We start from the raw sequence: 22,895 nt of genomic DNA, 5'->3' as shown, positions 1-22,895 counted from the left end.
GTTATTCCTCGGCCGCAGGGGCGGGGATCCGGCGGCGGCGGCGCACCACCTCCACCGGGGGCCTGGGCGCCGCAGGGGCGTCGGCCGTTTCTTTGATATCGAACAGCTTCCGGCACAGCTTCAGCGCGCGGTAGTTGTTGCCCTCCTGCACCAAGGACCGCACCTCATCGAACAAGGCGGCCTTATCCGGATGCTGGATGCGGGCTTCTTCCAGGATGGTGCCGAAATGCTCCATGTTCGTCGCGGCATCTTCGGGGAAGATGTAGATCAGCTGGATGATGAAATAGAGCCGCTTTTCGATGGTGTCGCAGTTCTCTTCCTTCAGGATTTCCCGGCCACGCAGGAAATTCACCTTATTGTAGAAGAACAACGAAACGGGATGATCGCCGATGCCGATGACGGCGCCGTTGACGATCAGCTTCTCACCCGGGCGTAGCACCAGTTTCAGTGGCACGGGGGGCATTCCTTCCTTGGAGACGCTGTACCCAAACCCGAATCCAGATCGGGGGAACCTGACCCGGGCAAACCTTAAACGGATGGGATCACCACGGCTGGCGATCCTATGCGCACCCTGTACGAATTACGGCAGCCGACCCCGTCCGGTCACCAAAAAACCGTCGTGTCCAAAAAGAAGGGCCCAAAAAAAAGGTGGCGGACGTTGCCGTCCGCCACCTTCGTACTTCCAGGCGCTCGCTGGTCTATTAGAACAGCTTGAGGATGGACTGCTGAGCCTGGTTGGCCAAGGACAGGGTGGTGACACCCAGCGACTGCTTGGTCTGCAGGGCCAGCAACTGGGCGCCAGCGGCGTTCTGGTCGACCTGCGTCAGGTTGTTGGCGCCGTCCTGCAACACATTGTTGAACGCGTCGGTGAAGTCCGAACGGGTCTGAATGATGTTCAGGTTGGTGCTCAGCGTCTGAGAGGCGGAGCGCAGAACGTTGGTGGCGTTGGTCAGCTGGGCCTGCGCCTTGTCAATGTCCGAACGGTCCAGGAAGTCGTTCTGGGCATAGTCGATGGCAAGGCCCTGGCCCGAGGTGGTGATGTTAGTCGCCGCCACGGTCAGGCCGCTAGTGTTGTTCTGGTTGAACTGGACGCTGAGATCGTTCTGCGTCCCGGCCGCAGTGGTCTGCGCGGTCGAGATGTTGGCGGCACCGCTTGCGCTGGCAGCCTGCAGGACGTTCTTTGCGGCCACGTTCAGGCGAACGGTGCCGGTATCGAAGGCGAAGGCGTTCTCACCATCCGCCAGCTTCGCACTGCCCCGCTCGTTGGCGCCGGAACGGGTCACGGAGACGCCGTTCAGGTCCGTCGCGGTCACCGAAATGTCCACATTCTTTTCGATGCTGGACGTACCGTTGCCGGCGGTGCCCAGCGCTTCCAGCGACTTGCGGTCGATGGTGAACGAAACCACGGTGCCGGACGAGAAGGACAGGGAGATGTCCTTGGTCAGGGCGTTGGACGCCGAGGTGCCCAGGGTGAAGGTGTTGGCGGTACCGGTCGCCGACTGCGCCTGGATGGTGAAGGTGTTGGTGGTGCCGCTGACCGTACCGATCGTGTAGCCCGAGGCGGCCAGCCCCGAGTTGACGGCGGCCCGCAAACCCTTGGCGACGGCGTTTTCACGGCTGGCGGAGTCCGTGGCGGTCACGTCACCGGCCGAGGCGCTGTACGTGAACGTGCGACCGTTGACCGTGGCGGTGAAGGTATCGCCCTGATCGACGTTGCCGGTGATGGTCAGCGTGGACAGCTGCTTGACGCCGGAGGTGCCGGCGGTGCTCAACGTGTTGGAGACGGACTGGGTGTTGTCGAAGAAGTTGATGGTCCGCGACTCGTCGCCTTCCGTGACCACCACGCTGCGGGTCTGGCCCACGGCGCCGCGGATGGCGATCGACACGTCGGAGAAGTTGCCGGCGGTGCTGCTCAGCGTACCGGACACCTTCAGGCCGAACAGGCCGCGATTGGTCTGGGCGTCGGCGATGTCGCCGGCGGCGCCGGTGACGGCACCCGTGCCGCTGACGCGGATCGAGTAGGTGTCGGCCGAAACGATGTTCGTGACCTTGGCGTTCGAAATCGCCGTGATCGAGTTGGCCGTCGCCACCGACGTGGACGTCGCGGCGAAGCCTTGGCCGTTGCCGGCGACGAGATTCTTGCCTGAATAGCCGCTGTCGCCAGCCAGCTTGTCGATTTGGTCCTTGATCGCGTTGAACTGTGTCGCCAGGGACTTACGAGTCGAAATGGAGCTCGCGTCGGTGCCCAAGTTGGCATAGGCGCTGGTTAGCAAGCCCTGGGCTTGGCCAACGAGAGACTGAACGGAGGTGATGCCCTGGTTACCCGCCTTGATGGTGCTGACGGCTTGCGTCATCGCATCCTTCAGGGTGGACAGATCGCTTGCGCGCTGATTAAGGCTCTGCGCGGCGAAATACGCGGTCGGACCGTCAAGGGCGGTGTTGACCTTGTTACCGGTCGACAGCTGGTTTTCCAGCTTGGCGGTAGACGTATTCGTCTGCTGCAGCAGCAGCAGGTTGGTCCGCATGCTGGAAGAAAGCTGAACGGCGTCAGACATAATAATCTCCTTTGGAGGGTATGAGTCGCCCGAATTTTTCGGACAGCCTTAGAGATGACGTGTTTCGGCGGTGGAGTCAAGGCGTGATTGATAAAATTTTAGATATCGGGTCCGCTTCAATCAAGGTTACCGTCATGCCGTGCCTCACCGCCAGACCTGAATATATCCCCGATCATTGAAAATCTCTTAAAGCAACCCGGCCAATTCCGTCAGCTCGCCGGCCACACGCCGCATCACGGCCCGCCAATCGCCACGGCCCTCCTGTCTGAAGAGGCGGGCGGTTGGGTACCAGGCGCTATCACAGGCGCCCAGGCCCCAGCGCCAATCGGGCGCCTGCGGCAAAACGACCCACACCGGCCGGCCCAGGGCACCGGCCAAATGCACAGGCGCCGTGCAGGAACTGATCAGCAGATCAGCTTCGGTCAGGATGGCGGCGGTGTCGGCGAAATCGGCGATGTCGGGGCCAAGATCGGTGAACCCCGCCGGCAGGTCGGCACCTTCCAAATCACGCCGCCCATCCCCCATCTGTATGCTGAAGAACCGCACCCCCGGCACCCGTAGCACCGGGGCGAACGCGGGCAGGCGGGGCGACCGCCAGCGATCGCCGGTGAAATTGGGGTTGCCCGCCCAGACCAGCGCCACCTTAAGGGTGCCGCCGCCAGCCAACCGGTCCCGCCAGTGGGTCCGGCGGCCCTCGTCCACCGATAGATAGGGGACCCCGGCCGGGATGGGGTCGATACCGGCGCGGAACAGTCCCGGCAGGCTCATGACCGGGCATTGCAGATCAAAAGGGGGCAGGGGGCGGTCGGTGGGCGCCAGATCCAGCCGGCCGGGTTGGACCATGCCTTGGAACAGGGCCGCCAGGTCCGGTGGCGTTTCCACCAGCAACCGGCCCCCCCGCGCCGCCACCAGTGGCAGATAGCGCGCTATCATCAGCATGTCGCCCAGCCCCTGTTCGATATGGACGAGCAGGGTGCGTCCCGGAAACGGCGCCCCGTCCCACGCGGGGACGTCGAACGTGCGCAAGGGGTTGGTGCGGCTGTGGCGACGCCATTCATAGAGCGGCCACCCCTGGGCATGGCGGCCCAGCAGCAGCGCCACCAGCCCCAGATTCCAGTTGGCCTCCACGCTGTCGGGTTTGAGCGCCAGGGCCTTTTCCGCCGCCTGGGCCGCGTCCTCGAAGCGGCCCAGATCGTACAAGGCGGCGCCGAGGGCGGTCCAGGCGCGGTGGAAGCTCGGGTCCAGCGCCAGCGCCCGGCCATAGGCCTCGACCGCGCCGTCCAGGTCGCCCACCCCCCGCCGGCCCATGCCGACGTTGAGCCAGCCGCCAATGAAGGCGGGGTTCAGGCGCACCGCCTCCTCATAAGCGGCCAGGGCCTCCGTGGGCCTGCTCAACTCGGCCAGCGCGGTGCCCAGATTGGTATGAATCTCCGCCACCCTGGGGAACAGGGCCAGCGCCCGGCGGTAGCTGTCGACGGCTTCATCCAGTCGCTTGGCCGCCTTCAGCGCGTTGCCCAGGTTGGACAGCGCCTCGCCGTAGCGTGGATCGGCGTCCACGGCCGCCTGGAAGGCCGCCACCGCGTCGGCCACCCGGCCCGCCGCCAACTGGCTGACACCCAGGCTGTTCCACAGGTCTGGGGCCGGGGCCAGCCCGCCGTCGCGAAGTGTGGCCAACGCCTGCTGGTGCACAGGAATGGCGGCATCGGGCTGTCCCTGATCGCGCAAGAGGGTGGCGCGTGTTTCCTGGATGCGGGACAGCGCGGCACGGGCGGCGGCCACCTGTGGGTGGCTGGCCTGCGGATGGCCGGCAGGGACCGCCCGAACCACCCGCTCCAGCGCCGCGGCCGCCTGATCGGGCCGGCTCAGCCGGTCAAGCGCCAACCCCAACCCCGCCTGGGCCGGCACGAAGCCGGGAGCGAGGCGGAGCGTGGCCTCGTAATCCGCTGTCGCTTCCGTTTGCCGCCCCAGGGCGTCCAGGGCTTGCGCGCGCGCGTAGGGGTGTTCCGCCGCCTGAGGGGCTCCCGCCATGGCCGTGGCCAAAGGGGCCAGCGCTTCCGCTGGCCGGCCTGCGGCCAGCAGCAGCGCGCCCAGCGCACCGGCGGCTTGGGCGTGGCCGGGTTCGGTCGTCAGCACCTGCCGATACAGGGCTTCGGCCGCGTCCCGCCGTCCCAGGCCCTGCTGCGCGGCGGCCAACAGGGTCAGGATGGCGTCGGCGTCCGGCGCCAGGCGGCGGGCCCGCTCCAGCCGGGTCACGGCCGCGTTGTCGTCGCCCCGCAGATGGGCCACCATGCCCCAGAGATAAAGCGCTTGCACGTGGCCGGGGGCCACAGCCACCACACGGCCATAGAGAATCTCGGCTTCGGCCAGGCGGCCGGCCTCATGGTGTTCCAGCGCCAGCTTCAGCGCCTGTTCAACGGTGGCCATGGTGCGCCCGGTCCTCATGCTGCGTGCCCCGCAGCATCGCCGTAGCGGCCGCCCGGTTCAAAGCAAATAGCGGAAGGGGAGGTTCGGGATGCCCGGCGAAGCGGAAAGCAGGCGATCTGCTCGCGGACAGACTGAGCTATAGCCGGCGGTGGTTCCGATTAAACGCGGCCCACAATAGCCGGCCGAGGGATGACGAGAAGCCGAGGCGGGAGGTCAGGCGACCACGTTCACGGACGCCGCCGCAGCACCCAGGGTGATGGCGGCCACGGTGGGGCTGATCACGGCACCGCCCGATCCGCCACTGGCGCCTGTTCCGGCGGTGGACGTGCCGGACCCGGCATCCGTTCCGCCCGCCGCGGTGCCCGCCGTTCCGCTTCCCGTGCTGGCCGTCCGGTCTGGTGCCCCCCCGGCTGTCGGCTGGTCGCGCGATGGGGCCGTCACCTCGGCTGGTAAAAGGGTGGTGCCACCCTGGTAGCGTGGCGAGCCGGCGGCCCGCAGGCGGTATTGCTCCACCACCTGACGCGACGGGATCTGGTAATCCACGGCACCGGTCACGCTGTCGCGGAACTCGGTAACGGCGATGGCCGCCTGGCTGTCATAATTGACGACAGGACTGATGTAGGCGGGTGCTGAAAACCGGGAGGCCGCATCTTCCGATGATCCCGTCCCACCGGCACGGGTGGCGCCGGCGCTCGTCCCGCCGCTGGCCGCATTGCCGGCTGTTTCAGTCGCGGTGTCGCTGGAGGCATAAGCCGCCGTCAGGTTCCCGTTGGGGACCTGCGCATACAGGGAGCCAGTGCTTAACACGCCATCCAGTGCCATGGACTCGGGTCCTTGGTTAGGAGACAATGGGAAATATTCGCCGTCCCCTCAATAGAAGGACGCCGCAGGCCAGGAAGACATCGGTTCAATCCCCTTATTCCACCTTTGGCTCCAGGGGGTCTTCCTTTGGACGTGTCCTTAGGAAAAGCCGGGGAGAGGGTGGGCGGGGGTGGCGGATTCACGCCACAGTAAATTTTTCAACAACAACTTTAACAAAATTGACGCCGTCGCACAAATTTTTTTCGCAACTCTACCGTCAGGATAGGACCCCACCCCACCCTGAGCGCGATCAAGGCGATGGCGCCCGGCTGCCGTTGCCCGTGGCGTACCTGGTTTAAGTCAATATTTTCAATGACCTGTCAGTGCAACCAGATCGTCGGCAACCTGTCGGACGGTGGTGGACCAGTCATCCCAGTCCTGCTGGCGATAGAGCCGCATCGAGGGATACCAGGGGCTGTCCACCCGATCGCGCAACCAACGCCAGCACCCGTCCGCGCGCGACAATACCCAAACCGGCCGGCCCAGGGCGCCAGCCAAGTGGGCCACCGCCGTATCCACGGTGATGACCAGATCGAGGCAGGCCACCAGGGCGGCCGTGTCAGCGAAATCCCGCAACTCCGCCGTCCAGTCCAGCAGGGGGAACGGTGCGGCGGACGCCTGCCCCGCCGGCGCACCTTTTTGCAGGCTGATGAAGCGGACGCCGCCGACGGTCGCCAGGGGGGCCAGTGCGGTCAGCGCCAGGCTGCGCCGCCGGTCGATCAAGGCCGATACCGGATCATCCGGCCGGGGGTCCCCCGCCCAGACCAGTCCCACCGCCCGCGAGCCTGCCGGTATGGTCTGGGCCAACCGGGTTCGCCACCCGTTCCCGGGTGGCGGGGTCAGATAGGGACAGTCGGCGGGAATGGTGTCCAGGGTGGTGCCCAGGCGGTAAGGCAGTCCCATGAGGGAGATTCGGGCGTCCCAGTCAGCCGGGTCCGGCCGGGCATCGGCTGGCAGGATGGTCAGCCCCGGGAAGCTGGACGCCATCAACCGCGTCAGCGCCGGCTGCACTTTCAATCCCACCTGGCGCAGTCCCATCCGGGCGCCCGCCGCCGCCAGCAGCGGGGCGTAGCGCACGAATTGCAGGGTATCGCCATGGCCCTGTTCGGCATGCAGCAGCAGGCGCAGGCCGGCGCGGCCCTGGTGGCCTGGGCCGCGCCATTCCGGGATGGCGGCCAAGGCGGGATCCAAGGGGCCCATCTGGCCCGTACGGTGGCGCCATTCATACTCCCGCCAGCCCACGGCCATGTCGCCCGCCATCAGGCGCGCCAACGACCGCTGCCAGTGCACGGCGGGCTCATCCGGCGCGAGGGCCAGGGCCCGGGCATAATGGGTCTCGGCAGCCTGGTCATCACCCAGGTCCCGCAGCACGGTGCCCAGGTTGGTCAGGGGCCGATGATCATGGGGGGCCGCGGTGATGGCGCGGCCCAGGACCTCCGCCGCCTCGGCCAGACGGCCCTGGGCATGAAGCAGGATGCCCTTGTGGTTCAATGCTTCTACCCGGCCAGGTGCCAGGGCCAGCGCCTGGGCCAGCGCGGCCTCCGCTTCGGCGAAGCGACCCTGACGAGTCTCGGTGAAGCCCAGGTTGATCAGGATTTCCGCCGTCTCGTCCATCGGTCCGGGCAGGGGCAGCGCGCGCCGCAGGGCGTCGCCGGCCAACTGCGGGCGGTTCAATCCCATCAGCGCCAGACCCAGGCGGGCCCAGCCGTCGCGACGGCCGGGATCCAGGTCCACCGCCCGGCGGGCCAGGGCGGCCGCCTCGGCAGGTTCATCGGCCGCCAGATGGCTCGCGGCGCGGTTCAGCCACAGGCTGGCCAGGTTGCGGGTGGCGCCGGCATGGCCCGGTTGCCGGCGCAGGATCTCAATGAAGTGGGTTTCCGCTTCGTCAAGCGCGCCGGCACGGTTCAGCATGACCGCCAGATCGTCCAGGATGTCGATGTCCTCGGGCGCCAACGCCGCCGCCGACCGTAGGGCCTGCAGGCCGGCCGGGATATCCCCCGTCGTCACCAGGGCGCGGCCCCGCCGGCGCTGCCAGGATGCCGCTTGCGGTGCCGCCGGATTCAGCGCCAGGGTCTGGGCCAGGCATGTGGCCTCCAGCGCGGGCTGGCCTGTGGCCGCCGCGGCGTCGGCGCGCGTGACGTGGAACGATGGGGCGTCCGGGGTTACCTGGGTGGCGTGGGTGGATAGGCTCAACGCTTCCCCCGCCCGGCCGGTCTGCAAGCATAGCACGGCCAGCAGGTTCAGGGCGTCGCCTTCCTCCGGCGATACCGCCAATATGCGGCGGTAAATCACCTCCGCGTGGCCCAGGGCGCCGTCACGGTGATGGCGCAGGGCTTCTTCCAGGGCTTGGGCGATGCTGGCCATGGGCGCGGCTCCGCCGGCGGCCGCTTAGCCGCGCGCCACGGCGCGGTCGGAGACGAAGGGGTTGCTCAGCCGCTCCTGGCCGAAAGTCGACGGCTCGCCATGTCCCGGCAGGAAGGTGACGTCATCACCCAAGGGGAACAGCTTCTCGCGGATGGAGCGGATCAGGGCGCCATGGTCGCCCCGGGGGAAATCGGTGCGTCCGATGGACCCTTGGAAAATGACGTCGCCGACAATGGCCAAGCGCGACGCCGCATGGAAGAAGACGACATGGCCGGGGGTATGGCCGGGACAGTGCAGCACGTCCAGCGTCAGGTTGCCGACGCTCACCGTGTCGCCGTCATCCAGCCAGCGGGTGGGGGTGAAGGGTTTGGCGTACAGCATGCCATATTTGGCGCCGTCCTCGGGCAGACGGTCGATCCAGAACTTGTCCTCCCGCTGGGGGCCATCCACCGGCACCCCGGTCTGGGCCATCAGGTCGGCCACCGCGGCGGCGTGGTCGACATGGCCGTGGGTGACCAGGATGCGCTCCAGCGTCAGGCCCTGGCGCGCCAGGAATTCCTGGATTTGGGTGACCCCGTCGCCGGGGTCGACCACTGCCGCACGTCGGGTGGTCGTGCACCACAGGATGGAACAGTTCTGTTGAAAGGGGGTCACCGGCAGAATGGCGACCTTCAGCGGCGGCGCGCCGGGCGCGGTTGTACCGGCGGCATCCTGCCCGGGGGGAATGGTACGGTCCGGCATGGGGGGCCTCGGCGCTGACAGGGCTGGCGGGTGATACCCGGTCATACCCTGACCGGGGGCTCCAGGTCCAGGCTTAGGGGGTCATGCGGGGGCCTGGGCGGTGGCTGTGGCGATGTCGCGCCAGCGTCGCCACAGCACGAATTGGCGGCTTAACACGGTGCCCACCGCAACGGCCAGCAGCACGTCCGACAGCGGGCTGAAGGCCGCGGCCGGTCCGGCGGCGCCTGGGTCCAGGCCCAACTGTCGCACACCCTGGCGGATGACGAGCAATATCAGCAAAAGGATGGCACCCGCGATGGACATGCGCATGGTGACATGGCCGGTGACGGGGTCGTGGGCCAGGTGGACCAGGCGCCCAATGGCGGCACCGCAGACGGCGCCGGCTGCCAGGCCGCCGGCGATGGCCAGCCAGCCCCGGGGGGTGATGTGCGGCCCCAGACGTTGCGCGCCCCAGGCATAGAAAGCGGCCAAGGCCAGAATGACAGCCGGCACCAAGGCCAGGAGGGGGGGACGCACCCGGCGCCACACGCGTGTGCGGCGGGCCATCAGCATCAGGGCCAGCGCCATGAAAATATAAGGAATAAAAGGCTGCATGGTTTCCTCGCCTATCCCTTGTGAGCGCGCCATCCAGTTCCAGCATGGGAAAGGCTGGCCGGCGCCTCAATCTTTTTTTACGCGGGACGGCGGTCTCCCCTCCCGAGGGCCGCCGTTCCCTTTGGCTTATCCAAGTGTGATACCTCCATTGCCATTCGATCATTCGCCTATGCTTGAGAGGGTGCCGGGGAGCCATAACGCCAGGCGGGCGTTCTCCGGTGCCGCCCACCCTTCCGTCACTGCCGGGCGTGGTTCCCGTGCATGGCTGCCTTGCTCACGGCCCCCCTGGCCCTCGTGGACCCGCCGCAACCAGGGACACCATCAGCGGCTAATGTCCAGCGCCGGATGCCGCCACCATGGCGGTTCCAATCAAAAAAGCGGCCCGTCCGTGGCCTTGTCAGGCGGCGGCGAGGCATTACCGGTTAACCCTGCTCCAAACGCGGGCTCCAACGGGCTAAGCAGGCGCCGGCCCAGCCCGGCGTGGAAGCGCTTTCAGAGGCGCCACAAAATCGGCGCGCTAATCGTTCCTGCAAGCGACAGCTTTTTATCGGCCGTCCGTATAACGACAAAAGCGCACCTAATTCCCGCCGCCCTGCGGAAGAGATGGCTGAAGTGCCAAGGGGTGGTGCCGGTGTCGATGTGAATTTCGACACAGGTTCGGCGTTAGTTGCGAAATTGCATCGGTGCGTTGGGTCCGAGCGATTGTGAGTGCCATTTTTGCAACTGACTAAGTTGATCTAGCAACCATCGCAAGGATGGGTGTCTGGGTCGGCGGAGGCGGCAGCGGAATCTGGCGTTTTGTCGGACGGTTCGGCTGGCCCTCCTGGAAGGGGCACTACCGGGAGATGGCCGCACCAAAGAGGTGGATTTGCAGACATGAAGATCAAGAGCGTCATCGTCATTGAAGTAGAGGCTGAGGATTTTGTCGGCGCCGGTGATCACCAGGCGACCATTCGTCGCCTGTTTGAACCGATCATGGCCACCTATCCTCAGGCCAACCTCACTTTTTCGCAGGTGAAGCAGCGCGCGGCTTCCCAGGTGCGGCCGTCCCTGCGCCTGGCCTCCAACACGGGGAACATGCACCACTATGACAGCTAATCTGGATGATAACCGCCACCGGCAGCGCAGTGCGCCGCTGGCGGCCATGGAAGCGATGCGGGCGGTCGACGAGCAGTTCTCGCTGCTGGAAGCCTGCGGTTTCCTTTATATCTGCGAGAACGAAGGCATCAGCCTGCGGGAATTGGGCCTGCTGCTGCGCGCGCAACCTCATACGGTGTCGCGTATCGTGGCTCGTCTCTCCACCGGCTTCGGCAATCGTGCCTCGGATTTGGTGGAGGCACGCACCCTGCATCATGACAACCGGGTCCGTACCCTGCACTTGACAGAACGGGGGCGCACACTGTGCCGTACCCTGAACACGATCACCGTGCAGGCCGTGCCCCTGATCGATGATCGGGACGACGCGCCGAGCACCGGGCGTTCCGCCAGTGGTGCGTCCTGGGCCTCGGCCTCGGCCTGACCCTTACCGAAGTCGCGATCCCGGCGGCGGTTGGGCCGCCGGGGCGCGTCTTGGCGTGGATGGAATCGGACCCGGCGTCCTGGTTCAGCTGGCCACCTTCAGGGCCAGTTTGCCGAAATTCTCACCACTGAATAGCTTCAGCAGGGTGTCCGGGAAGGCCGCAACTCCGCCTTCCACGATGTCCTCGCGGGACACCAGCCGGCCTTCCTTGATCCAGCCCGCGATCTCCGCCACGGCTTCTGGATAGCGATCGGCGTAATCGAACACCACCATGCCCTCCATGCGGGCGCGGCTGACCAGCAAGGCCAGGTAGTTCGCCGGTCCCTTCACCGCCGTCGTGTTGTTGTACTGCGAGATGGCGCCGCAAACGACGATGCGCGCCTTGCGTGCCAGTTGCGCCAGCACCGCCTCCAGGATGTCGCCGCCGACATTGTCGAAATAGACGTCCACGCCATTGGGGCAGTGGGCGCGCAATTCCTTGCGGATGTCGCCGGACTTGTAGTCGATGGCGGCGTCATAGCCCAAGGTTTCCACGGCGTAGCGGCATTTGTCCGGACCGCCGGCGATGGCCACCGTGCGGCATCCCTTGATCTTGGCGATCTGGCCGACCACGGCGCCCACGGCCCCGGTCCCGGCCGATACCACCACCGTGTCACCGGGCTTGGGCTGGCCCACGTCCAGCAGGCCGAAATAGGCGGTCATGCCCGGCATGCCCAAGGCGCTCAAATGCACCGGCAGGGGCGATAAGGCGGGATCGATCCGGGTCAGGGCCTTGGTCGGCAGCGTGGCGTATTCCTGCACGCCCAGCGCGCCGCTGACATAATCGCCGGGGCTGAAGGTGGCGGCGGCACTCGCCACCACCCGGCCGATGCCGCCAGCGCGCATGACCTCACCCAGGCCCACCGGCGGGATGTAGGACTTGCCCTCGTTCATCCAGCCGCGCATGGCCGGATCCAGCGACAGGTACAGGGTCTGCACCAAAACCTCGCCTTCGGCCGGGGCGCGCGCCGGTTCTTCCGTGCGCTGCCAATCGCTATCCTTGGGCAGGCCGACGGGCCGGGCCGCCAGGCGGATCTGGTGGTTGGTGGGGGTGCTCATGGGGCGGATATCTCCCGTATCGGGGGCCGGTGTGCCCCGGCCTTGGCTGACGCGGGGTGGAGCCTAACCCCAACCGCGTGAAACCGGTATATCGAAAATAGTCGATATGCGGTCCCTTCAGCTAACCACCTAGCACCAAAAGAAAAACGGCGGATCCGAAGATCCGCCGTTCGTCTGGTCGTCGGAATGAACGCCGATCAGAAGTCGGCGGTCACGCCCAGGAAGAAGGTCCGACCCAGGGTGTCGTAGACGCCCGCGAAGGTGTTGCCGTTGCCATAGACGGACGTGCCGGCGATGCCGTAGACGTTGCTGTCCAGGATGGGCGGGTCCTTGTCGAACAGGTTGTTGACGCCGAAGCGGACCGTGTAATGGTCATACACGGTGGCCGACATGGCGATGTCGAAGTAGCTGTAGGAATTGATGCGGCCGTCAGCCTTGTCGTAATCACCGGACAGCACGGCGTTGCTGGTGTTCTGGTCCAGCTTCACGCCGCTGATGTACCGCCAGTTGCCCGACAGGTCCACGTTCCATGGCGTCTGCCAGGTGACGCGGAAGTTGTGGCGCCACATCGGGGTGGGCTGGCCGCAGGTCACGCCGAACAGGCCCTTGCAGTTATAGGCGCTTTCGCCCGGCTGGGGCTGGACCAGGTAGTTGGCCAGCCAGGTGCCGTTGAAGCTGAACAGCACCGACCCCTTGTTCTCGACGTTCAGGTCTTCCAGATCCAGCAGGTAGTTGATGCCGAAGTCGACGCCCTGCTCGTTCAGGTAGCCGGTGTTCATCTCGGTGTCGATGATGTAACCGCCGGTCAACGCCAAGCTGCCGTTGCTGGCGCGATGGATCAGGCTGCAGTAGTAGCTGTCGCCGGTGTTGATGCACTGGTTCAGGATCGAGGAGGCCGACAGGGTGCTGATCAGATCAGTCACGCGGATGTCGAAATAATCGATCGTGGCCGAGAAGTTGCGCAGGAAGGTCGGGGTGATGACGGTGCCGATGGTCCAGGTGTCGGCCGTTTCCGGCTTCAGCGCGGTGTTGCCGCCGGACAGGACGTTGCACTGCGAGGACGTGCACTCGGCGATGCTGCCGTACTGGGCCGACGTCACGCCGGTGCGGGCGCACTGGGCCAGGGTGGCAGAGGGGCTGGAACCGGCGCAGGGGTCGGAGGCCGAGGTCAGGCCCACGGTCTGGGTGGAATACAGCTCCAGGATGCTGGGGGCGCGGACGGCGCGGTTATACCCGCCGCGGAAGCTGAAGTCCGACACGGGCGCATAGGTCAGGCTGGTCTTCCAGCTGTCGACCTTGCCGGATGAGCTGTAGTCCGACCAGCGGTAGCCGGCATCCAGCGACAGTTCCTTGACCCACTCGCGGCCCTCCACCAGCGGAATGCGCAGTTCGCCGAACAGCTCCTTCACGTCATAGGAACCGCTGGAGTTCTGGGTGGCGCCGCCGGAACCCGCCAGGTCGCCCGAGGCGTTTTCCTCGTCCACCTTCAGATTCAGGCCTTCCTTGCGGTATTCGGTGCCGAAGGCGATGGCCACCGGGTTCTTGGCCAGGGGGCTCTGCGCGCCGAACTGGCCGAAGTCACCGGTGACGGAACTGCTGACCACGTCCTGGGTGACGGTGCCTTCCTTGTACGACGTCGTCTTGATGTAGTTCCAGGCGGCGTCGCTGATGCCGTTCAGCGAGAAAATGTTGAGCGGTACGCAGCTGGTGTCGGTGCCATTCACGTAAGACGCGCACTCGGCCACGCCGTTGACGCTGACGACGTCCAACGCCTTCTGGACTTTGGAGATGGAAACGTCATTCTCGTAGTGCTCGGTGTAGATGGCTTCCGAGTGCTGGGCCGAAATGTCGTAGGACCAGCCGCCACCCAGGTCGCCCTTGGTGCCGATGACGTAGCGATAGTCGGTGTGGCGGATGTCGTCGTAGCGTTCCTTGCCCGAGCCGCTGAAGCGCAGGCCGATGGTTCCCGTCCAGCTCGCGCTGCTGCTGCCGGCATTGCTGCCGCACAGCGCCGTCGCTTCCGACGACGACATCAGCGGGTTGTCGCAGTTGATGCTGTACAGGGCGGAATTGAAGATGGCCGACGGGGCGATCTGGGCCCGGGTGTGGTCGGTCATGAACATGAAGTCGGTGTAGACGTCGAACGCCGGGCTGATCTCATAGTGGGCGAAGGCGCCGCCGGTGTAACGCTCATCCTGGCGCTGCAGGTAGTTGTACGGGCCGTAGTTGTAGGCGAGGCTGCTGTTGTACTTGACGAAGGAACTCGAGCCGTCCGGATTCAGCGAATAGCCGGTGCCCGACCCGTTGGTGCGGAAGCGGCCATAGATGTTGTTGCTGGAACCCTGACAGACGTGGGTGTCGTTGTCATCGCCCGACACGGAGATGGAGCAGGCGGACCAGTCGCGGCTGGACTGCTTCACCGGTTCCGTCCAGCGGTAGGTGGCGTAGGCGGTCACGTTGCCGCGGTTGTCCGGGGCGTTGGCGCCGATGATGAAGGAGCTGTCGCGGACGAAGCCGTCGAACTGGCTGCCCGGGATCGACACGCCAAAGCTTTTCAGCGCGGTCTGCGCTTCCTTGTTGTTGTTGTCGTGCTGGGCGGCCGACAGCTGGTAGTCGACCTTCACGCCCTCGAAGTCGCGCTTCATCTTGAAGTTCACGACGCCGGCGATGGCGTCGGAGCCGTAGACCGCCGAGGCGCCACCTGTGACCACGTCGATGCTGTCAACCAGCGCCGCCGGGATGAAATTCACGTCAGTGTAGGGATAGCTGGGGTCACCGCCGACCATGCGCCGGCCATCGATCAGCACCAGGGTGCGTGAGGCGCCCAGGTTGCGCAGGTTGATGGTGGCGGTGCCGCTGGCGCCATTGGACACACCCTGCGTCTGGTCGGCGGTGACGCCCGGCAGGCGGTTCAGCATGGTTTCGACGTTGGTCGTCCCCTGCAGCTTCATTTCCTTTTCCGTGACCGTCGTCAGCGGGCTGTCGCTGGTCAGGTTCGCGGCCTGCTTGATGCGCGAGCCCGTGACGACGATTTCCTGCAGGTCATCATCCGCCGCCGCGGCTGAGCCGGCGATCAGCGCCGCCGCCATGGAACCGACCAGCATGGTCGACGTGAGTAACCGTCCCCGGTTTGTAATTTTCTTCACTGTCCTGTCTCCAACCAACCGCCTGAACCGGCGTTTTGACCGTCACGTCGGCAATTCCGCGTTAAAAAGCCCGCGGGCGCCGCATCGCTTGGAGCAGAGTTTTTGAGGAGTGAAAATCGAGCGTCAACTAAAGGCGACAAGAGCTCCTCATATGCCGAGTCAATGTCACGTTTCAGTGACACTTAATATTAATAACGCACCATGATTTTGGTAACTACTTCGTAACTGGCATAGATTTATTTGATCCGTGCCATCGTTTTTAGATGCAGTTTCGCGCAAGGCATTTGGAGAATTCGCACAACAATATGGCAAATAAGCGTATTTCAGAGCCTTAGCGGTCACATCCCTAGCATTGCGGTCAAAGTTATGCTGCCATGGCCCGGGTAAAGGCGCTTACAGCGGGGAGTAACGATGCAGCCTGATGTCCAAGCCCAGCGGTCCAACGCGGCGGCGATGGCGGCAATGAAATCAGGTAACTACGCGGATGCGCACGCCATCCTGGAGGAGGCGCTGCGCCAAGCGCCCCGGGAACTGCCGCTGTGGCTGAACCTGGCGGCGGCACGCCGCGCCATGGGACGGCATGCCGACGCCTTGGCGGCGGTGGAGCATGCGCTGACCATGGAACCCCGGTTGTTCATGGGCCTGCTGATGCGGGCGTCGCTGCTGCAGGTCCTGGGTCGCAAGCGCGAGGCGGGCGAGGCCTATGGCCTGGCCGTCGCCATGGGCGACACGCAGCAGAACCTGGATCCGCCGACTCAGCGGGCGTTGGATCAGGCGCGCAAGGCCCATGCCGCCCATATCCAGGACATGGCCGATTTTCTGCGCCCCGTGGTCGATCAGGGGGCGGCCCGCGGCACCAGCGCCGACGCCCGGCGCATGGCCTTCTTCACCGACCAGATGCTGGGCCGGCGCAAGGTCTATACCCAGCAGCCGACCCACTACCATTACCCGGACCTGCCGGCGATCGAGTTCTATGATCGCGACGAATGCCCCTGGTTGCCGACGCTTGAGGCCGCCACCGCCGACATCCAGCGGGAACTGTCGGCGGTGCTGGCGGAAGAGGCGCTGGCCGACGCCTTCGTCCCCTACATCGACTATGCCGACGGGCTGCCGCTGGACCAGTGGGCGGAACTGAACCACTCCCCGCGGTGGAGCGCCTTCCACCTGCTGCAGCAGGGCCTGCCCGTGGCCGGCAACGCCGACCGGTGTCCCAAGACCATGGCCGTGCTGGAGCAGATGCCCCAGCCCCGCATGATACGCCGGTCGCCAGCCGCCATGTTTTCCATCCTCAAACCCCGCACCCGCATTCCGCCGCACACGGGTGTGGCCAACACCCGGCTGGTGGTGCACCTGCCCTTGGTGGTGCCGCCGGGCTGTGGTTTCCGCGTGGGCAACGTGACGCGGGAATGGCAGGTCGGGGTGGGGTGGGCCTTCGACGACACCATCGAGCATGAGGCCTGGAACGACAGCGACCAGGTACGGGTGGTGATGATCTTCGATATCTGGAGCCCACGCCTGTCCGCCGCCGAACGGGACTTCATCGCCCATGTCATGGCGGCCATGGACGATTTCCAGGCGCAGCCGCCATCCGGCGGCTTCGGTGCCGCCCCGCTGACACCCAAGAGCTCAGGCGGCGGATTTTCCAGTTTCTGAACCAGCGTCGGTCCGCCAAATAATTTGATGGGCTTTAGAGTCTTGCCGGCTTTCGTTGAATCGCCGGAAGGACTCTAAGCTTTTGTTCCGTATTGCAATTCACGGTTCAGATGCGTCCATCTGAACCGATCGCACTCTAGTCCGGGGCGTAGCCGCGCAGGAACAGGTCGACCGCGGCGTCGGCCGCGCTGTCGATGGCCGCGTCGTCCGGCTTTTCCCGGGCGTTCAGCAGGAACATGTCCACATGTTCGGCTTCCATCAGGGCGCGGAAATGCGCGGCGGCGCGATCGGGGTCGACGCGGCGCAGGCGGCCCCGGTCCATCAGCCGGGTGAGATAGCCGGCGAAAAGCGACCAGCCCACCTTGGGGCCGTTCTCATAGAGAAGCCGGCCCACGTCCGATCGCGCCGCCTCCGCCACCGCGACCCGGCGGATGGCGATGGCCCAGGGTGACAGGATGAAGCGCAGATAGATGCGACCGAAGCTGACCAGTGTCTCCCGCGGGTCCCGATCCGGATCCAACGACTCGAACGAGCCCTTTTTCATCTCCGCCCCGGCTTCAGCCATGACGGCGACGAACAATTCCTCCTTGGACCGGAAGTAGCTGTACAGCGTGGCCTTCGACCCGCCCAGCCGGTTGGCCAGCTCGGACATGGAGGCGGCGGCGAACCCCACCTCCTGGAACAGGGCGCTGGCGGCATCCAGGATGGCTTGGCGGCGGGCTGTGGTCTTCACCTTCATGGTGTCGGGCGTTTCCTAAAGGACTGGGCCGGGCGGCGCCCTGGGCGTTCCGCGCGGCGGGCGGTGGTGGCGACCTTGCCCCGGCTTTTCGTTGGCGGCAAGCGGCGGGCGTTTTTAACTGTACCGTACAGTACGTTTATCGCTTGACGGCGGTCGGACGCAAGTCTATAAAACCAAACCGTACGGTTCATTTATGCCGATAAGGTTCCCATGCCCGCGCCCGCTTCCCCTTCCGGCCGCCGCTCGCCGCCGGCGGTTTCGCTGTTCCTTTCCGCCGCTCTGCTGCTGCCGGCCGCCTGCGCCTGGGTGCCGGACGATGTGGGGCCGGCACCCGCACCCCGCCCGGCGGCCGGCTATGCCGCCGATGCCAGCTTTTCGCAAAAGCCCGTCGCCGATTGGCCGCAGGACCGCTGGTGGGCCGTCTATGGCGACAGCCAGTTGGACGCCCTGATCGAAGAGGGGTTGGCCGGCGCGCCGGACCTCGCGGCGGCGGCGGCCCGCCTGCGCAAGGCGGATGCGCTGGCTGGCCAGGCGGACGCGGCCCTGCTGCCCAAGGTCACCGCCAACGCCCAGGTGACGGAGGACAAGCAGAGCTACCGGTATCTTTTCCCGCCCAGCTTCGTGCCCAAAGGCTATCACGAGGTGCCGCGCGCCACGCTGGACCTCAGCTACGACTTCGATTTCTGGGGGAAGAACCGCGCCAGTCTGGCCGCCGCCACGTCCGAGGCCGAAGCCGCCCGGGCGGAGGTGGCACAAGCCCGCCTGACCTTGTCAGCCGGCATCGCCGCGGCCTATGCCGATCTCGCGCAACAGGTGGCCGACCGCGCGGCGGCGGCCGATGCCGTGGACGTGCGGGCGCGCAGCACGGCGCTGGTGCGCCAGCGCCGGGAAAATGGCCTGGAAACCCTGGGTGCCGTCCGCCAGGCGGAGGCGCGTGAGGCCACGGCCCGCGGCGACCTTGCGGCCCAGGACGAGGCCATCGCCCTCACCCGCAACCGGCTGGCCGCCCTCATCGGCGCGGGACCCGACCGGGGCCTGACCATCGAACCGCCGGCCAAGGCGCAGCTGCGGGCCTTTGGCCTGCCGACCAGCCTGGCCGCCGATCTGCTGGGGCGCCGCCCCGACGTGGTGGCCGCCCGCCTGAAGGTCGAGGCGGCGGCCCGGCGCATCGATGGCGCCAAGGCCGCCTTCTATCCCAATGTGAACCTGGCCGCCTATTTCGGGCTGCAGACCTTGGGCCTGAACGCCCTGACCAAGTCCGGCGCCACCATCGGCAGCATCGGGCCCGCCGTCAGCCTGCCTCTGTTCGAAGGCGGGTCGCTGGCGGCGCAGTACCGGGGAGCCCGGGCCGACTATGACGCCGCCGTTGCCGACTACAACAGCACGGTGGCCAAGGCCCTGCAGGATGTCGCCGACGCCGCCGTCAGCACCCGTGCCCTGGAGACGCGCCTGGCCCATGCCCGCGACGCCCTGGCCGCCGCGGGTGACGCCCACCGCATCGCCACCGCCCGCTACGAGGGCAAGCTGTCGACCTATCTGGATGTGCTGACGGCGGAAGACACGTTGATCGCCGACCGCCGCGCCCTGGCGGATCTGGAGTCCCGGGCCTTCACCCTCGACATCACCCTTATCCGCGCCCTGGGCGGTGGCTACCTGGCCGCCTCCCCCGCGATTCCCACCACCGTCGCCGCTCGTTAAGCCGTCCGTTCCCAAGGATACTCCCCATGTCCACGCCCTCCCGCTTGCCGACCCCGTCTGAAGACATCATCGAGGCCACCATCCACCCGCTGGCGTCGCCGGCGCCGGGCCGGTCGGCGCGCGGACGCCTGTTCGCCGGACTTGGGGCCGTCGTCCTGTTGGCCGGCCTGGGGTATGGCGGCTACAGCCTGGTGATGGGGCGGCGCTATGTCTCCACCGACAACGCCTACGTCAATGCCGACGCGGCCCAGGTGACGTCGTCCCTGGATGGCACGGTGCGGTCGGTGCCGGTGGTGGACACCCAGGCGGTGAAGAAGGGGGACGTCCTGGTGGTGATCGACGACACCGACGCCCGCATCGCGTTGGCCCAGGCGGAGGCCCAATTGGGCCAGGCGGAACGCCGCGTGCGGGCCTACTTCGCCAATGACGGGGCCCTTGGGGCCCAAGTGGCGGCGCGGGAGGCCGATGGCGCCCGGGCCGAGGCGCAGTTGCTCTCCGCCCAGGCGGATTATGACCGCGCCCGGATCGACCTGGATCGGCGAAAGGCGCTGTCGGCCTCGGGTGCCGTGTCTGGGGAAGAATTGACCAGCGCCCAGAACGCTTTCGCCACGGCCAGCGCGAACCTGGCGGTGGCCAAGGCGACGAGGGCGCAGGCGGTGGCCAACCGCGTGGCGGCCCAGGGGTCGCAAAAGGCCAACACCGTGCTGATCGCCGACAGCACGGTGGAAACAAATCCCGAGGTCATGGCCGCCCGCGCCCGCGTGGATCAGGCCAAGGTGGATCTGGGCCGCACGGTGGTGCGGGCCCCCTTTGATGGCGTGGTGGCCCGCCGCCAGGTGCAGGTCGGCCAGCGGGTAAAGGCCGACACCATGCTGATGAGCGTGGTGCCGGTGGCCCAGGCCTATGTCGACGCCAACTTCAAGGAAGTGCAGCTGGCCAAGGTCCGCGCGGGCCAGCCGGTGGAACTGACCGCCGACCTGTATGGCAGCGACGTTGTTTTCCATGGCCAGGTGGCGGGCCTGGCCGGCGGCACCGGTTCCGCCTTCGCGCTCATCCCCGCACAGAACGCCACCGGCAACTGGATCAAGGTGGTGCAGCGCGTGCCCGTGCGCGTGTTGCTGGACCCCAGCGAACTGGCCGTTCACCCGCTGCGGGTGGGCCTGTCCATGAACGTCACCATCGATACCGGCGCGCCGGCGGCACCGGCCCACGGCCAGAACTGAGGTACGGGCATCATGAGCGACGCACCCGACGACGCAATCCCGACGCTGTCCGGTGGCAAGTTGCTGCTGGGTGGCCTGCTCCTGGCTGCCGCGAATTTCCTGGTGGTGCTGGACACCACCATCGCCAACGTGTCGGTGCCCAACATCGCCGGCGGCCTGGCGGTGTCCTCCAGCCAGGGTACCTACGTCATCACCTCCTATGCGGTGGCGGAGGCGGTGACGGTGCCGTTGACCGGCTGGCTGGCCGGGCGGTTCGGCACCGTGCGCACCTTCGTGGCCGCCATGCTGGGATTTGGCCTATTTTCGGCGCTGTGTGGTTTCGCCCAGTCGCTGGGCATGCTGGTGCTGTTCCGCGTCTTTCAGGGTCTGGCCGGCGGGCCGCTCATGCCCCTGTCGCAAACCTTGCTGCTGCGCATCTTCCCCAAGGAAAAGGCGCCCGCCGCCATGGGCATTTGGGCCATGACCACGCTGGTGGCGCCCATCCTGGGCCCCATCCTCGGTGGCACGCTGTGCGATGGCTGGGGGTGGCCCTATATCTTCTACATCAACGTGCCCATCGCCCTGGTGTGCGCCGTCGCCTGCTGGGGTCTGCTGAAGCCGTTCGAGACCTCCTTGCTCAAGACCCGCTTCGACGTGGTGGGCCTGGGCCTGCTGATCGTCTGGGTCGGGGCCCTGCAGATCATGCTGGATGAGGGCAAGGACCTGGACTGGTTCGCGTCCACCGAGATCGTGGCGCTGGCCATCGTGGCGGCGATCGGCTTCTGCGCCTTCATGATCTGGGAACTGACGGAGGCGCAGCCCATCGTCGATTTGCGGGTGTTCCGGCACCGGGGCTACGCCACCGCCGTGCTGACCATCAGCGTGGGCTTTGGCGCCTTCTTCGGCACCGCCGTGCTGACGCCGCTGTGGCTGCAAAGCAACATGGGATACACCGCCACCTGGGCGGGGTACGCCACCGCGGTATCCGGCATCTCCGCGGTGATCCTGGCGCCCCTGGTGGCCAAGCTGTCCGCCAAGGTCGACCCCCGCCCCCTGGTGTTCTTTGGGCTGGCGTGGATGGCCGGGGTCACCCTCTATCGCTGCGGTTCCACCTCGGACATGACCTATTTCCAGGTCTCGGTGCCACTGCTGCTCCAGGGCATCGGCATGCCCTTCTTCTTCGTGCCGCTGACGTCCCTGGCGCTGGCCAGTGTCGAGCCTGCGGAGACCGCTTCGGCGGCCGGCCTGATGAATTTCCTGCGCACCTTCTCCGGCGCCTTCGCCACCTCGCTGGTCAATACGGTGTGGGAGGACAGCACCACCCGCAACCGGGCCGAACTGGTGGATCTCCTGCGGCCCGACGTCCTGTTCGGCGACCTCTCCATCGGTCGGCTGGATCAGTTGGTGCAGGCGCAGGGCGTGATGCTGGCCACCAACCAGGTTTTCCTGGGGGTGGCGGTGGCGCTGTTCATCGCCGCGCTGGTCATCTGGCTGGCGCCCCGGCCGACCCGGGTGGCCGACACCACGGGCGTGCACTGATCCGCATGACGCGGCCCCCGCCCGGTCTCCGCCGGGCGGGGCGCTTTGGATCCCGCTGGCCCAGGGGCCGGCATGAAAAAGGGCGGCCGCTGAGGGCCGCCCATCGATTCTGTCGACTCTGGCCAGTTCAGTTGATGCGCGTGGCCTTCACCACACGGCTGCGGCCGACGACCATGGAGTAGCTGCCCAACAGGCCGTGCATCACCCGCACCTCGTCGCCCGGCTTGGGGTCGAAGGTCAGCGCTTCCTTGCTGACCCAGGTCTGGCCGTTTTCCAGCGTGACCGCGAAGATGCGATAGGGCAGGGCGACGGACTTGGCGACGGTGGAGTGCATTTCCTCCTGCTGCTCCGCGTCATCCTGGGCCCGCTGCTCCTCCGTCCGCGGCAATCTTTCCTTGCCAAAGCGTTCGGTCGGATCCTCCGGCATGGCGGGGGCCCCCGTCGCAGTGTTCGCGACGGGGGCGGGGGTATTCGCCGTCGCCGCGGCCAGGGCGTCATAGCAGGCCAGGCGCCGGGTGGCGTCACCGATGGCGCGGCAGGTGGCCAGGGTGTCGGCGGCCCAGGCGGCGTGGGTAGCGGCGGGGGCGACGGCCAGGGCCAGCGATAGGGCGGCGGCCTTTTTGAACGACGTCTTCTTGAACGGCATGGTCCGGGGTTCCAGGGGTTGGTCCATCGTGGGGCCCGTGAGGCGGTCCCCTTGAGGGGCAGTGTGCCATGGCTTTACACCCGGCGGAATAGCCCGAGCTGTCGTGTCCACACAAG

Annotated in this window: 17 protein-coding genes; 6 read left to right on the top strand and 11 right to left on the bottom strand. The window is 66.6% G+C overall.

The window, feature by feature from the left end; genetic code table 11:
• Position 1: 1 nt before the first annotated feature.
• The 7 genes from FHS74_RS13615 to FHS74_RS13585 all read right to left on the bottom strand — a co-directional run bounded on the left by FHS74_RS13615 (position 2) and on the right by FHS74_RS13585 (position 9,539).
• Positions 2–463, bottom strand: a complete 462-nt coding sequence (locus FHS74_RS13615; protein ID WP_211106294.1) for a flagellar biosynthesis repressor FlbT — start codon at positions 461–463, stop codon at positions 2–4.
• 238 nt (positions 464–701) lie between these two features.
• Positions 702–2,555 carry a flagellin N-terminal helical domain-containing protein gene (locus FHS74_RS13610; RefSeq protein ID WP_184801358.1) on the bottom strand — a complete coding sequence of 618 codons (1,854 nt, stop codon included), beginning with the start codon at positions 2,553–2,555 and terminating at the stop codon, positions 702–704.
• A 186-nt stretch (positions 2,556–2,741) separates the two neighbouring features.
• Positions 2,742–4,979, bottom strand: coding sequence for a tetratricopeptide repeat protein (locus tag FHS74_RS13605; RefSeq protein ID WP_184801356.1), 2,238 nt, complete (start codon positions 4,977–4,979; stop codon positions 2,742–2,744).
• Positions 4,980–5,192: 213 nt separating this feature from the next.
• Entirely contained in the window at positions 5,193–5,801 is a 609-nt protein-coding gene (locus FHS74_RS13600; RefSeq protein ID WP_184801354.1) for a hypothetical protein, read from the bottom strand.
• A gap of 348 nt (positions 5,802–6,149) precedes the next feature.
• On the bottom strand, positions 6,150–8,204 hold the full coding sequence (locus FHS74_RS13595; RefSeq protein ID WP_184801352.1) for a tetratricopeptide repeat protein: 2,055 nt from the start codon (positions 8,202–8,204) through the stop codon (positions 6,150–6,152).
• A gap of 24 nt (positions 8,205–8,228) precedes the next feature.
• The gene (locus FHS74_RS13590) at positions 8,229–8,945 is read right to left on the bottom strand and encodes an MBL fold metallo-hydrolase (protein WP_281384650.1); all 717 of its coding nucleotides are present in this window, start codon (positions 8,943–8,945) and stop codon (positions 8,229–8,231) included.
• Positions 8,946–9,026: 81 nt separating this feature from the next.
• Positions 9,027–9,539, bottom strand: coding sequence for a CcdC protein domain-containing protein (locus FHS74_RS13585; RefSeq protein WP_184801350.1), 513 nt, complete (start codon positions 9,537–9,539; stop codon positions 9,027–9,029).
• 876 nt (positions 9,540–10,415) lie between these two features.
• Here FHS74_RS13585 and FHS74_RS13580 point away from each other — a divergent pair.
• Entirely contained in the window at positions 10,416–10,637 is a 222-nt protein-coding gene (locus tag FHS74_RS13580) for a hypothetical protein (protein WP_184801348.1), read from the top strand.
• Positions 10,627–11,058 (top strand): helix-turn-helix domain-containing protein, encoded by a 432-nt coding sequence (locus FHS74_RS13575; protein ID WP_184801346.1) that lies wholly within the window; start codon positions 10,627–10,629, stop codon positions 11,056–11,058. The genes FHS74_RS13580 and FHS74_RS13575 overlap by 11 nt, the downstream gene beginning before the upstream one ends.
• Positions 11,059–11,142: 84 nt before the next feature.
• Here the strand turns inward: FHS74_RS13575 and FHS74_RS13570 are convergent, their stop codons facing one another.
• Together FHS74_RS13570 and FHS74_RS13565 are read right to left on the bottom strand one after the other, a co-directional pair.
• Positions 11,143–12,156, bottom strand: coding sequence for an NADP-dependent oxidoreductase (locus FHS74_RS13570; RefSeq protein WP_184801343.1), 1,014 nt, complete (start codon positions 12,154–12,156; stop codon positions 11,143–11,145).
• Positions 12,157–12,353: 197 nt separating this feature from the next.
• Positions 12,354–15,302, bottom strand: a complete 2,949-nt coding sequence (locus tag FHS74_RS13565) for a TonB-dependent receptor domain-containing protein (RefSeq protein WP_343066916.1) — start codon at positions 15,300–15,302, stop codon at positions 12,354–12,356.
• A gap of 411 nt (positions 15,303–15,713) precedes the next feature.
• Here FHS74_RS13565 and FHS74_RS13560 point away from each other — a divergent pair, with 411 nt between their 5' ends.
• Positions 15,714–16,955: an aspartyl/asparaginyl beta-hydroxylase domain-containing protein gene (locus FHS74_RS13560; protein ID WP_184801341.1), complete on the top strand. Its 1,242-nt coding sequence runs from the start codon at positions 15,714–15,716 to the stop codon at positions 16,953–16,955.
• A gap of 136 nt (positions 16,956–17,091) precedes the next feature.
• Here FHS74_RS13560 and FHS74_RS13555 read toward each other — a convergent pair whose 3' ends face one another.
• Complete coding sequence (locus tag FHS74_RS13555) at positions 17,092–17,694, bottom strand: TetR/AcrR family transcriptional regulator (protein ID WP_184801339.1); 603 nt, start codon at positions 17,692–17,694, stop codon at positions 17,092–17,094.
• Positions 17,695–17,904: 210 nt separating this feature from the next.
• Between FHS74_RS13555 and FHS74_RS13550 the strand changes: the two genes are divergently transcribed.
• Genes FHS74_RS13550 through FHS74_RS13540 form a run of 3 tightly spaced genes read left to right on the top strand, consistent with a single transcriptional unit; the run spans position 17,905 to position 22,133 of the window.
• Positions 17,905–19,392, top strand: a complete 1,488-nt coding sequence (locus FHS74_RS13550; RefSeq protein ID WP_184801337.1) for an efflux transporter outer membrane subunit — start codon at positions 17,905–17,907, stop codon at positions 19,390–19,392.
• A 26-nt stretch (positions 19,393–19,418) separates the two neighbouring features.
• A complete protein-coding gene (locus FHS74_RS13545; RefSeq protein WP_184801335.1) occupies positions 19,419–20,615 on the top strand; it encodes an HlyD family secretion protein in 1,197 nt (398 codons plus the stop codon).
• Positions 20,616–20,627: 12 nt separating this feature from the next.
• Entirely contained in the window at positions 20,628–22,133 is a 1,506-nt protein-coding gene (locus FHS74_RS13540) for a DHA2 family efflux MFS transporter permease subunit (RefSeq protein WP_184801333.1), read from the top strand.
• A gap of 127 nt (positions 22,134–22,260) precedes the next feature.
• Here FHS74_RS13540 and FHS74_RS13535 read toward each other — a convergent pair whose 3' ends face one another.
• On the bottom strand, positions 22,261–22,779 hold the full coding sequence (locus FHS74_RS13535) for a hypothetical protein (protein WP_184801331.1): 519 nt from the start codon (positions 22,777–22,779) through the stop codon (positions 22,261–22,263).
• Positions 22,780–22,895 lie beyond the last annotated feature (116 nt).

It is taken from the genome of Nitrospirillum iridis, assembly GCF_014205765.1.
Lineage (GTDB): Bacteria > Pseudomonadota > Alphaproteobacteria > Azospirillales > Azospirillaceae > Nitrospirillum > Nitrospirillum iridis.
This window is presented reverse-complemented; position numbering and strand designations above follow the sequence as displayed.

Coding starts and splice junctions, on each gene's coding strand:
- FHS74_RS13605 (WP_184801356.1), bottom strand. CDS start 4,979: ATGGCCACCGTTGAACAGGCGCTGAAGCTGGCGCTGGAACACCATGAG.
- FHS74_RS13575 (WP_184801346.1), top strand. CDS start 10,627: ATGACAGCTAATCTGGATGATAACCGCCACCGGCAGCGCAGTGCGCCG.
- FHS74_RS13600 (WP_184801354.1), bottom strand. CDS start 5,801: ATGGCACTGGATGGCGTGTTAAGCACTGGCTCCCTGTATGCGCAGGTC.
- FHS74_RS13595 (WP_184801352.1), bottom strand. CDS start 8,204: ATGGCCAGCATCGCCCAAGCCCTGGAAGAAGCCCTGCGCCATCACCGT.
- FHS74_RS13585 (WP_184801350.1), bottom strand. CDS start 9,539: ATGCAGCCTTTTATTCCTTATATTTTCATGGCGCTGGCCCTGATGCTG.
- FHS74_RS13555 (WP_184801339.1), bottom strand. CDS start 17,694: ATGAAGGTGAAGACCACAGCCCGCCGCCAAGCCATCCTGGATGCCGCC.
- FHS74_RS13535 (WP_184801331.1), bottom strand. CDS start 22,779: ATGCCGTTCAAGAAGACGTCGTTCAAAAAGGCCGCCGCCCTATCGCTG.
- FHS74_RS13540 (WP_184801333.1), top strand. CDS start 20,628: ATGAGCGACGCACCCGACGACGCAATCCCGACGCTGTCCGGTGGCAAG.
- FHS74_RS13570 (WP_184801343.1), bottom strand. CDS start 12,156: ATGAGCACCCCCACCAACCACCAGATCCGCCTGGCGGCCCGGCCCGTC.
- FHS74_RS13580 (WP_184801348.1), top strand. CDS start 10,416: ATGAAGATCAAGAGCGTCATCGTCATTGAAGTAGAGGCTGAGGATTTT.
- FHS74_RS13615 (WP_211106294.1), bottom strand. CDS start 463: ATGCCCCCCGTGCCACTGAAACTGGTGCTACGCCCGGGTGAGAAGCTG.
- FHS74_RS13545 (WP_184801335.1), top strand. CDS start 19,419: ATGTCCACGCCCTCCCGCTTGCCGACCCCGTCTGAAGACATCATCGAG.
- FHS74_RS13560 (WP_184801341.1), top strand. CDS start 15,714: ATGCAGCCTGATGTCCAAGCCCAGCGGTCCAACGCGGCGGCGATGGCG.
- FHS74_RS13610 (WP_184801358.1), bottom strand. CDS start 2,555: ATGTCTGACGCCGTTCAGCTTTCTTCCAGCATGCGGACCAACCTGCTG.
- FHS74_RS13590 (WP_281384650.1), bottom strand. CDS start 8,945: ATGCCGGACCGTACCATTCCCCCCGGGCAGGATGCCGCCGGTACAACC.
- FHS74_RS13550 (WP_184801337.1), top strand. CDS start 17,905: ATGCCCGCGCCCGCTTCCCCTTCCGGCCGCCGCTCGCCGCCGGCGGTT.